This window comes from Actinotignum urinale DSM 15805, assembly GCF_000420445.1.
Taxonomy (GTDB): Bacteria; Actinomycetota; Actinomycetes; order Actinomycetales; family Actinomycetaceae; genus Actinotignum; species Actinotignum urinale.
The window spans coordinates 40,742-51,362 of sequence record NZ_ATUY01000011.1 but is presented as its reverse complement, the minus strand read 5'-3'; the positions used below and the strand labels follow the sequence as shown (position 1 = coordinate 51,362).

11 protein-coding genes and 1 pseudogene are annotated in these 10,621 nt (G+C 51.0%); 1 reads left to right on the top strand and 11 read right to left on the bottom strand.

Features of this window, described 5'->3' with window-relative positions; genetic code table 11:
- The 5 genes and pseudogenes from G445_RS0107800 to truA all read right to left on the bottom strand — a co-directional run.
- Positions 1 to 2,108, bottom strand: a pseudogene (locus tag G445_RS0107800) (hypothetical protein); the annotation flags it as partial.
- A 601-nt stretch (positions 2,109 to 2,709) separates the two neighbouring features.
- Positions 2,710 to 3,198, bottom strand: a complete 489-nt coding sequence (rpsI, locus tag G445_RS0107795; RefSeq protein ID WP_022866980.1) for a 30S ribosomal protein S9 — start codon at positions 3,196 to 3,198, stop codon at positions 2,710 to 2,712.
- Positions 3,199 to 3,243: 45 nt separating this feature from the next.
- Positions 3,244 to 3,687 carry a 50S ribosomal protein L13 gene (gene rplM, locus G445_RS0107790; RefSeq protein ID WP_026421048.1) on the bottom strand — a complete coding sequence of 148 codons (444 nt, stop codon included), beginning with the start codon at positions 3,685 to 3,687 and terminating at the stop codon, positions 3,244 to 3,246.
- A gap of 383 nt (positions 3,688 to 4,070) precedes the next feature.
- The gene (locus G445_RS10350; RefSeq protein ID WP_022866978.1) at positions 4,071 to 5,468 is read right to left on the bottom strand and encodes an LssY C-terminal domain-containing protein; all 1,398 of its coding nucleotides are present in this window, start codon (positions 5,466 to 5,468) and stop codon (positions 4,071 to 4,073) included.
- A gap of 117 nt (positions 5,469 to 5,585) precedes the next feature.
- On the bottom strand, positions 5,586 to 6,461 hold the full coding sequence (gene truA, locus G445_RS0107780) for a tRNA pseudouridine(38-40) synthase TruA (RefSeq protein ID WP_022866977.1): 876 nt from the start codon (positions 6,459 to 6,461) through the stop codon (positions 5,586 to 5,588).
- Between truA and G445_RS0107775 the strand changes: the two genes are divergently transcribed.
- A complete protein-coding gene (locus tag G445_RS0107775; RefSeq protein ID WP_022866976.1) occupies positions 6,460 to 7,242 on the top strand; it encodes an ROK family protein in 783 nt (260 codons plus the stop codon). The genes truA and G445_RS0107775 overlap by 2 nt on opposite strands.
- A 145-nt stretch (positions 7,243 to 7,387) precedes the next feature.
- Here G445_RS0107775 and rplQ read toward each other — a convergent pair whose 3' ends face one another.
- The 6 genes from rplQ to infA form a co-directional block, all read right to left on the bottom strand.
- Positions 7,388 to 7,900 carry a 50S ribosomal protein L17 gene (rplQ, locus tag G445_RS0107770; protein WP_022866975.1) on the bottom strand — a complete coding sequence of 171 codons (513 nt, stop codon included), beginning with the start codon at positions 7,898 to 7,900 and terminating at the stop codon, positions 7,388 to 7,390.
- Between the two features lie 31 nt (positions 7,901 to 7,931).
- Positions 7,932 to 8,921, bottom strand: coding sequence for a DNA-directed RNA polymerase subunit alpha (locus G445_RS0107765; protein ID WP_022866974.1), 990 nt, complete (start codon positions 8,919 to 8,921; stop codon positions 7,932 to 7,934).
- Positions 8,922 to 9,111: 190 nt separating this feature from the next.
- Positions 9,112 to 9,513, bottom strand: a complete 402-nt coding sequence (gene rpsK, locus G445_RS0107760; protein WP_022866973.1) for a 30S ribosomal protein S11 — start codon at positions 9,511 to 9,513, stop codon at positions 9,112 to 9,114.
- A gap of 29 nt (positions 9,514 to 9,542) precedes the next feature.
- A complete protein-coding gene (gene rpsM / locus G445_RS0107755) occupies positions 9,543 to 9,911 on the bottom strand; it encodes a 30S ribosomal protein S13 (RefSeq protein WP_022866972.1) in 369 nt (122 codons plus the stop codon).
- Between the two features lie 137 nt (positions 9,912 to 10,048).
- Complete coding sequence (rpmJ, locus tag G445_RS11260) at positions 10,049 to 10,162, bottom strand: 50S ribosomal protein L36 (protein WP_084676530.1); 114 nt, start codon at positions 10,160 to 10,162, stop codon at positions 10,049 to 10,051.
- Positions 10,163 to 10,242: 80 nt separating this feature from the next.
- Positions 10,243 to 10,464: a translation initiation factor IF-1 gene (gene infA, locus G445_RS0107750; RefSeq protein WP_016443080.1), complete on the bottom strand. Its 222-nt coding sequence runs from the start codon at positions 10,462 to 10,464 to the stop codon at positions 10,243 to 10,245.
- Positions 10,465 to 10,621: the final 157 nt, after the last annotated feature.

Here is a 10,621-nt window from a genome sequence, read left to right as displayed (position 1 = left end):
TTCAACGAACAACCGTTCTCATCAACCTTCTCACCCTCAGCAGTACCCGGACACTTATCCGTCACATCAGGAACACCATCACCATCAGCATCGGCTGCCTTCTCGATGGTGGCCTTACCAGCGGACTCGCTGAACAGTGGCTGTGCATCTGGCTTACCTTTAGGCTTGAATTCAAGCTTTACCTTGAAATCCTTTGCCACAACATTGCCGTTTTCGTCAAGAGTTGGATTCTTGGGCGTGCCAGAGATTTCGCAACCTTTTCCTTCAACGTAAGTAGTTACCAGGCCTTCGGGAACACCTTCAAGAGAGCACTTGAAATCTTGTCCCAGATCAGATTTTAGGACCGGTACGTAAATCGGAGTGATAGCTTCACCTGCTTTGCCTTTCACTTCCGGAACTTCACCCAGTTTAGGTAGATTCATAACAATGAAAGAATCCGAAGAAATCGGCTGTCCATTCGACAACAGTTGTACTTGATAGATGGAGCCTGGTTTTGCATCGTCAGGAACTGTAAAGTTCTTACATTCCTTCAGATTGGAGGTTAATTCAACGGTACAGCGCTTGAGTTCTTCCCCTGAAGGACCACGCCAAACAACTTCCTTCTTAACCGGAGTGAAGTCACCATTGATAACAGCCACAGCTTTATCACCTGGAGTAGCTGGTTTGTCCGTTGTATTGAAGTTAGTAATGTCAATCCGCGCTTCTCTATTAGGAGTTAGGGCAAAATTGACGTTATACCAAGTTTCGTAGGGCCTGTTAATCAAGCCAGCACCGTTAAACTCCGGTTTTGCCTGAGGTGCCCAGAATCCGCCTTGATCAGGTTTAACAAATACAGGCTGGTTGTAGGTGCTCATCATGGGAATACGATTGCCTTCGGGATCTTCAACCCACATGTACATGTTATTCCACCATTTTGCACCGCCGTAACCGTCTGTGATGTTGTTAGGAATACGAATGGTATACGCACCAGTATTATTCTGAACCACAGCAGACCATGTTCCGCGAATGTATTCCGGATGCTGCTGAAGCATTTCCTTGGTTTTTTTTGCCCACAGCGAGGCTGGTAGTTTTTGGATCTCTGCGTTAGCACGCGCGCCGTCCGGCGTCAAAACCGTTGCGAAGACCTTATAACCGCCTGCCGTCACATCACCAATGCTGTCTTCGATATTAGTAATGAGCTGGCGCAAATTACCGCGTTCGTGCCACACGACTCCTGAGATGGTCTTGAAGTAGTTCGGATCGTAATTAGCACCCGCCGCATATTTGGTCGGACCAAGTTTATCCTCGGTGACAGTCTGAGCTTTCAGCACATTATCCGAATCGAATTCGTGCATCCACACGCCAGTCTTCTGCATATTGCCGTTGGTTCCCACAGCCCCCGGGAATTCTCCCAGACCAGAACCCGAACCTGTATCAAATACATAAGGAACCTGCCCTGGGGCAGTGCGGAACGGAACAATTTTATTATTGTCCGTGGAGTTCACACCCGGTTCCGACCAAATTCTGTACTTTTGGGTGGCAAGGGTTAGGAACCGATGTTCTTTACCATTAGCATCAGTCCAAATAGGCAACTTAAATGCGTAAATACCCGGGCCATTAGTACCCTTAGCTCCCAATTTCATATCATGAGCTTCAGTCTTGTAAATTGGGGAAACTGCACCATCTGCATCGATCCACTGCAAGTAGATATGAACGGGCTGCTTAGATTCAAGCCCTGAGAAGCCATCATAGATAGCACTCAAGGAGGCATCTGGCACGGGTTCACGAATAGCAACGCGCCCAGAAATAACATCGTTAGCCTTAATTTGCGCATCAGAGAACCAGTCACCTGTTGTAATTAACCCCGAAGCGATAGCATCAGCATCGACGTTCCCATTTTCATCTACCGTCCACTTGGGATCGTTTTGATCTGGTTGTGCGCTACGCACACCAGCTGGTGCAGGTTTGACGGCAGGATTACCTCCGTACCTAGCGTGAGTAGTGGACATCGTAGCGAAGGCAGAACCAGTGCCAGTCATCAGCATAGCTAATGCAACACCCGAACTAACAATAGCTTTTTGCGCTCTACGCCACATACCCCCCCCCTTATTTTTCAGTTGGTTAGTCACTATACATACTCCTTAAATTGAATACTAAAATAAATCCAATCAATACCTGTAACACTACCCGAAATATTGGAAAGCATTTTTTATTATTAACTGGACTAATCTATAGCTTAGCACAGTCATGGCCTTAGTCCCATTTGTTGATCCAGGGATTGTGTGGCGCATGTCACCCCAGGTGATTTTGTCACCCCATTGGGGTAGGTCTTGGGTTTGCGGAGCATCTCGTGTTTGTTGGTAGACCTGTTCGATTAAGGCATCGGCGGGAATGACCTTCAGGATTTATGCTTCCGGTAATGGATCAGGACTGTGCATGTAGCAATACCAGAAAAACGCTTTGATACATCTTGTCAGGCTCATTCCTCGATGCTGGTAGAGCATCTGGCGAAGTGGACAGAAAGTCCCATAATAATATTTAACTAGATATTGCAAGACGGCAATCGAACGTACATGAGAAAATCGAATCCGCTTACGATTTTTGTTTCGCATCAGAATCTTCGTCGTTTTTTATTAAATAAAAATCTCCAGGGATGCGATGAATTTTTCTATTCATCACATCCCTGGAGAATAAGTAAAGTTGCAGGTAATCCTGCACTATTCGACGAGCTTAACGCTTGGAGAACTGCGAAGCCTTACGCGCCTTCTTCAAACCGGCCTTCTTGCGTTCCACCTTACGGGCATCGCGTGTAAGGAAACCAGACTTCTTCAATGCGGGACGGTTTGCGTCGCGGTCAATGTTGTTGAGGGCACGAGCAATACCCATACGCAAAGCACCGGCCTGGCCAGAGCTTCCGCCACCGTTGATGATGGCAACCACATCGAAACGACCTTCAAGATCAAGAAGGGCGAAAGGTGAGTTCACCAACTGCTGGTGAATCTTATTCGGGAAGTAATCGTCGAGTTCGCGACCATTAATCTTCCATTCCCCTGAACCGGGGATGAGACGGACGCGGGCAATGGCCTCCTTGCGGCGACCGAGCGCCTGGCCCGGAGCTGTAGCTGACACGCCCCGGCCGGTTTTCGGAGCTTCGGTTTCCGTCGTGTAGGAACCGTCGAACTCCTCGCCAACCTGGACGTCGAGAGTGTTTTCTGACATTAATTGAATCCTGTTCCGAAAAAAAGCAGTGATGTGAAGTTCTCGCTACTGAGCGATCTTCTTCAACGTGTAAGGTTCAGGTTTCTGAGCCACATGTGGATGCTCAGATCCCGCGAATACTCGCAATTTCTTAAGTTGCTGGCGACCAAGCTTATTGTGAGGAAGCATTCCCTTCACAGCTTTCATAATGGCCTTTTCGGGCTGCGTCGCCAACAATTCAGCATATGACGTTGCCTTCAAGCCACCCGGGTAACCGGAGTGATGGTAGGCCATCTTCTGCTGGGCTTTAGCGCCCGTAAGCGCTACCTTTGCTGCGTTCACAACGATAACGTAATCACCGGTATCGATGTGCGGAGCATAGGTGGGCTTATGCTTCCCACGGAGCAGGTTGGCAACCTGAGCTGCCATACGCCCTAAAACGAGGTCCGAGGCATCAACGATATACCACTTCGGCTCGATATCGGCGGGCTTAGGAGAATATGTGCGCACGTGCGTAACCTTCATATCTCGATTGGGTTTTGGTTGATCGACCCCTTCAAGGGCACCCAAAACCACATGGTTAAAGTACAAATTTGCTGAGCGCTGGCACGGCGAGTGGGAAGGGCGCCATGCAGACAGCATTCACAACATCTACCAATAATACTGATTACTTACGGTCACGTCAAAAATTTTCCGTTGTTGTGAGTGATAACACCGACGACGACGGAAACCGTTCTTCACCCCACAACAACACTAGCGAAACACACCGAACACGGTGAGGAAAAGGACGCCACATTCGTCGTCGACAAAAAATATCCACACCCAACTGCGTTGCCACCACAAAAGAGGTGGGAGACCTTGAACCGTGTTTAACACCGTGACGTCACGTTACACTACATGGGAAGTGGAGCCAACTTGACTCGCGGTTCGCCCTTCTTCTCCGTAATCCAATAACGAACTTTCGGTGCCGTCACAATAAGAACAATAAGCACAGAAATCCCCGCAGGAACAAGATTTTCCAAGCGGCTGGAACTCGCCACAATGAGATTAATACACGTTGACGTAGACTCCACAATCAAGAACACAACCCAACAGAAACGCGAACGCAAGGAAATACCGGTAAGAATCATCATAAAACAAAGCTGAAGCAGAACACCCACCCACATCTCCTGCGAATTTTCTGCGTCCACAATACCAATCACCAAACCGTAGCACATGAGGGCGAAAATGATAGAAAGCGAGATAGGAGGCGTGGCGTGGTGAGTCGCTTCTTTTACCGCATCTGTTGCGCTCAGTTTTCCTCGCACAGTATCACGGATTATTTGGCCACCAGATAGACGATTGGGGACACTTTTTTCCATATCGAATTCGAGTGCTTGGCACGCGCCACTGACGTCGAGAATAGGTAAATCGCCGTCGGTATGGAACTCATCGCCTCCTCCGTTACGCGAATGGTAGGCGTCAAAGTAATGTTTCAGAAGGAAAACCTGTGATTCTGGGTAGCCGTAACGCACGGTGCCGATAACAAAATCGCGTTCGGCATCCACGTAGGGATCGACTTTATGGGTAACCTGCCCCGTAAAAATGGAAAGGCCCACGCTCCGGTCAAAGGTTGCCGCAGCCAACCAGGTAACACGCGCCCCGCCAGGAAGGCGCCAATCCTCCGGGCATCGCCAAAAACGAATATGGTGGCGCCGGTTTGCGTTCCCGCCCACCTCGATTTGGTAGGCAAAATCCTGTTTGCGCCCAAAAAGATACAGATCCGACACGGGCGCATTCGGGTAGGAGCGACGAAACAGCGACGAAACCACGATTTTCCACGAGGAACTGAGAGACACCGGATCCGCAAGAGACCACCCCGCCTTGTGCATCACCGCATGAATATCCTCCGCGTCGCCTACCCAGGCAATATTCACCGGGTCACCAAGCACCCCATCAACCGTTTTCGTGCGCCCAATAAAGTAATTCGGCACGTAAAGGAGGCTAAAAATCTGGTGGAGACGCGGAAAGGCAACATAGGATCCGATTACCCAAAACGCAATAATGTGGAGCCACCACCACGGATCACCCGGAATCCCCCGTACAAGAAGTAGCCCCGCAAGCCACAGACTATACGCCATGGCAAGACCTATAAAAAGCGTAGAAAAAATTGCGTAGAGGGGGAAAAATCGGCGACGCTTCACGAGTGGCCGCTGCTCATACACGGGTTGTTTCGCCGGAACCGGCCAGCGATGATCCGCCCTCGTTGAGATACGCCCTGTTGTTCCGTGCATGTCTCGGCGTTTATCCATTGTTTCTTTACCCCAATTTCTTACCCCATGAGCTTCCACCCGTTTTTTATGTTCGACGACGAATTACGAACCGTGCGCTCTAGCGTGACGAACCTGATGCGTGCGCCACGAATCCGTCTACCCTTCACCCCTCATGTGACGCGCCTGGGCTGCGCGAGCACCCCACTCGCTTTCTGCCGGATAATTCACTTTCTCCAAAGTCAAAGGATGTGGGGGCGCAATCACCACTTCACCGGTGCGGCTCCGCTCCTCTAAACGCACGGCCGGCCACTGCCAGGACCGCTTCCCCGTTCCAACACGCAAAAGCGACCCGACCAACGTTCTTACCATGGAATGACAAAACGCGTCCGCCTTCGCATGAATACATGTTAGTCCCGTGGTGGATTCTTCCACCACTCGCAGATCTAATAGTTCGCGAATCGTCGTCGCACCTTCGCGAGGTTTGCAGAAGGACAAAAAATCATGTTCCCCAACAAGAAGCTGGGCGGCAGCGTTCATCAGTGGCACATTCAGCTCCGCATCCAACCATAAAACATCGTGGCGACGCAACGGATCAAAATCACGGGTCGCAATGCGGTACGTATATTCGCGAGAAAGCGCAGAAAAACGGGCATCAAAATCCGCGTCTACCACACTCACCTCATGGATAACCACGTCGCTGGAACGCACCGGCCCACCCGCCTCGCGCGAAAGCAGCTTATTCACGCGCGAACGTAGAGCCTCGGTGGGTGCGCCCGTAAAACGCCCTGCAACCCGCACCAACTCCTTCGACGCAACATCAATATGCGCAACCTGCCCGCGCGCATGCACCCCCGCGTCAGTGCGTCCAGCAACCGTGATAGGAACCGCGCGTTGCAACACCACCGCGAGCGCCTCGCCCAACGTCCCCTCCACGGTTCGCAGCCCCGGCTGGGCCGCCCAACCGTGAAAATTCGTACCGTCATAGGAAAGGTCTAGGCGAAGTCGAGTATTATGCGCTACCGTTTGTGTCATGACACAAGTTTCCCACGATACACCCGAATTATGCACATTGGCGGTTGATTGCGGAGGTGGCGGAATCAAAGTATGCATCCTCGATTCTTCAGGGCACGTTATCGGACACGCACGCCGAACCCCCGTCGCCTACCCGTTTTCCCCTGAAAACCTTGTGAAGATTATCCGCGATTACGTCAGCAAGGAGGACAACACAACATTCCACCGCATGACCGTGGGAATGCCGGGAATGATTAGGCACGGAATCTGCGTCTACACACCCCACTATATCCGTGAACATGGACCACACACGCGCCTTAACCCCGCCATGCAGGAGGGGTGGACGGGATTGAACGTACAACAACTTATGGAGGATTCCTTCGGCGTGCCCTCACTCGTCATGAACGATGCGGAAGTTGCCGCCGCTGGAACTGTGAGCGGCGAGGGCCTCGAACTTGTGCTCACTTTTGGAACCGGGCTTGGTAGCGCGGTGGTCGATAACGGGGTGTTCAGCCCTCACATGGAGTTTTCCCACGCACCGTTTAAGTGGGGTTTAACGTTCGACGACGTTATTGGCGAACTTGAGCGCGTTCGTTTAGGAGATGTGGCGTGGAGCAGGCGGGTGCTCAAGGCTGTGAACAGTCTTTTCCCCGTTATTCGTTGGGATAAGTTGTATATCGGTGGAGGAAACGCGGCGTATATTCCGGAATCTGTTCGCCCGCGATTTTTGGGTGATGTGGAGTTCATCCCCAATGCGGCAGGTTTGAGTGGTGGGGTACGTATTTGGGATATGGTTCGTTAAATCAGCCTGAAAAACAGGCCACATACATGATGGGTGGGAGCTGGATTTTCCAACTCCCACCCAAAATATTTGAGGTTCTACCTCATGGACTTTTTTCAGCCGATTCAGCTTACTGTGCTAACCCAGCTTATTCTGCTAATCCTGCTTACTTTGCCGATTCAGCAGACGGTGCTGATTCTGCGGAATCTACCGAATCTGCAGACTCGGGCGATTCAGGCGAATCAGGCGATTCGGGTGAATCAGCAGATTCTGCAGGTTCCACAACCTTGTCTTCCTTCTTCGCCTTCGGCTTCGGGTTAACCTTTTCCGTAACGAGGGAAATCACTGCCATCGGGGTGTTATCCCCACGGCGGTTGCCAACCTTTACGATGCGTGTGTATCCGCCTTCGCGCCCTTCAAAAAGAGGTGCAAGTTCTTCGAAAAGAATGTATGCGGTTTCGCGATCGCCCAGAACCTTGAGAGCCATGCGACGGTTGTGGGTATCCCCACGCTTTGCTTTCGTGATGAGCTTCTCGATATGAGGACGAACAGCTTTAGCTTTCGCTTCTGTTGTCTTAATGGACTTGTTGTGAATGAGATCCTTGCAGAGGTTTGCAAGAATCTTGCGCTGATGCGCCACGCTTCCACCGAGGCGCGCGCCCTTCTTGGGCTGAGGCATGTTTATCTCCTAGAAATTTTCTTCGTCAGGCTTAAAGATCGTAGCTGAACTGCATATAGTCGTCGTAACCACCCATGTAGCTGGTACCTGAATCCTTCAAGCTCAAGTCCATCTTGGCAAGTTCTTCCTTGACATCATCAATGGACTTTGCACCAAAGTTGCGGATATCAAGAAGATCAGCTTCAGAGCGAAGAATGAGTTCGCCAATGGTGTGGATGCCTTCGCGTTGGAGGCAGTTCTGAGAACGTGCAGGGAGGTTGAGAATGGTGATGGGGCGCTGCAAATCAGATGAACGCTGTTCGACGACGGGCGCCGGACCAATCTCAATGCCTTCTGCTTCCTCGTTCAAATCAACAGCGAGGCTGAAGAGTTCAACGAGTGTTTTACCTGCGGAAGCAATAGCATCTCGCGGAGTAATAGAAGGCTTCGTTTCAACATCGACCACGAGGCGATCGAAATCTGTACGCTGTTCAACACGGGTTGCTTCGACCTTGTAGGAAACTTTGAGCACCGGGGAGTAGATGGAATCAATCGGAATACGGCCGATTTCATCATTATCACCCTTGTTCAGAGCAGCGGAAACATAACCACGGCCACGTTCAACCGAAAGGTCGATTTCAAGTTTGCCCTTGTCATTCAAGGTTGCGATATGAAGTTCCGGGTTGAGAATCTCTACACCTGCGGGAGGCGTAATATCTGCAGCCGTCACTTCACCTGGACCCTGCTTGCGAAGGTACATAAGAACCGGTTCATCGTTTTCGGAAGTAACAACAAGTTCTTTCAGGTTGAGGATAATTTCCGAAACATCTTCTTTCACACCGGTAACTGTGGAGAACTCGTGGAGAACGCCATCAATGCGGATAGAGGTCACTGCCGCACCCGGGATGGATGAAAGCAATGTACGACGAAGGGAATTACCCAATGTGTAGCCAAAACCGGGTTCCAACGGTTCAAGAATGAAGCGTGAACGCAGGTCGGAAAGTTTTACCTCGTTGAGAACGGGACGCTGTGCGATAAGCACGATCTTTTCCTTTCAGCACACCACCGCTATATGAAGTGTGCAAAATATGAATCCTTGTGACTCTCTGTCTAGTCACGAGGGGTGCGGGAGGCCCGCATAATACGTACAACCGATAAAACTCGTTACACCTCTACGAGGGTTTCGCTATATAGGTTTGTATTATCTGTTGCGCTTGTGCGCGTTAGCGTCGTTATACGCGACGACGCTTGGGCGGACGGCACCCGTTATAAGCCTGGGGTGTAACGTCGGAGATGGATGTTACTTCAAGTCCTGAAGCGGTCAGGGAACGGATAGCGGTTTCACGGCCACTACCGGGTCCTTTAACGAAAACATCAACCTTCTTCATGCCCTGTTCCATTGCCTGGCGTGCAGCGTTTTCGGCGGCAAGCTGAGCGGCATAAGGAGTGGACTTACGTGAACCCTTGAAACCAACCTGACCGGAGGAAGCCTGTGCAATAACGGCACCTGTCGGATCGGTAATGGATACGATTGTGTTGTTGAAGGTGGACTTAATGTGTGCCTGACCTTGAGTAATATTGCGGCGCTGCGGGCGACGAGGGCGACGAGCACCAGACTGATTCTGACGAGCCATATCTTTTCCTTTTCCTAACTACCTAAGGTCTACTTCTTCTTACCGGCAACAGTGCGCTTCGGGCCCTTACGGGTACGTGCGTTCGTCTTTGTGCGCTGACCGTGAACCGGAAGACCGCGACGATGGCGCAGGCCTTGGTAGCAACCAATTTCAACCTTGCGTCGAATATCGGCCTGGATTTCACGGCGAAGATCACCTTCAACCTTGTAGTTTTCGTCGATATGGTGCTTCATCTTGACCAAATCTTCTTCGGTCAGATCCTTGACGCGGGTATCGGGGTTAACCCCGGTTGCTGCCAAGGTTTCATGGGCGCGTGTGCGACCAATTCCAAAAATGTATGTAAGCGCAATCTCAATCCGCTTTTCGCGGGGGAGATCAACGCCGGAGAGACGTGCCAATTTCTTAGCTCCCTTATGATCGGCCGGAGGTGTCGGGCACTGCTGTTCACACGCTCTCTATTCGTGTGCCCCGGCCTCCGGACCGGGGGTTGCCAGTTTTCACCGGCTAACAGTGCTGGTGCGCAAGGTTGGTTATATTAACCCTGACGCTGCTTGTGGCGCGGATTGCTGCAGATGACCATCACGCGACCGTGGCGGCGAATGACCTTGCAGTTATCGCAAATGCGCTTAACGCTAGGCTTGACCTTCATGTATTTTCTTTCCTCCGTGGCACACAGTTATGCCACTGATATGTGAACACTCCCCCAGACGGTTGAGCGTTTACTACTTATCACTTGTAGCGGTAGACAATTCGTCCGCGGTTCAAGTCGTAGGGCGTGAGCTCCACAACAACACGATCCTCGGGCAGAATACGAATATAATGCTGACGCATCTTGCCTGAAATATGAGCCAAAACTTCGTGCCCATTTTCCAGTTCGACCTTAAACATCGCATTGGGAAGCGCTTCGATAACGCTTCCTTCGACTTCGATGACGCCGTCTTTTTTCGCCATGATCCTCGCTTTAAAGTGGTGAACCACACCGGATTGTGTGGTACAGTAGGCAACTTTGAGGCGCACAAATCTATGCGCAAACAAAGCACCGACTCTCTATACTACACGAGACGCAATAAAGCTAAAAGATAAAAGCCGGTGGCATCTATCACGCAAC

Coding starts and splice junctions, on each gene's coding strand:
- rpsI (WP_022866980.1), bottom strand. CDS start 3,198: ATGTCAGAAAACACTCTCGACGTCCAGGTTGGCGAGGAGTTCGACGGT.
- G445_RS10350 (WP_022866978.1), bottom strand. CDS start 5,468: ATGGATAAACGCCGAGACATGCACGGAACAACAGGGCGTATCTCAACG.
- G445_RS0107775 (WP_022866976.1), top strand. CDS start 6,460: ATGACACAAGTTTCCCACGATACACCCGAATTATGCACATTGGCGGTT.
- truA (WP_022866977.1), bottom strand. CDS start 6,461: ATGACACAAACGGTAGCGCATAATACTCGACTTCGCCTAGACCTTTCC.
- rplQ (WP_022866975.1), bottom strand. CDS start 7,900: ATGCCTCAGCCCAAGAAGGGCGCGCGCCTCGGTGGAAGCGTGGCGCAT.
- rpsK (WP_022866973.1), bottom strand. CDS start 9,513: ATGGCTCGTCAGAATCAGTCTGGTGCTCGTCGCCCTCGTCGCCCGCAG.
- rpmJ (WP_084676530.1), bottom strand. CDS start 10,162: ATGAAGGTCAAGCCTAGCGTTAAGCGCATTTGCGATAACTGCAAGGTC.
- infA (WP_016443080.1), bottom strand. CDS start 10,464: ATGGCGAAAAAAGACGGCGTCATCGAAGTCGAAGGAAGCGTTATCGAA.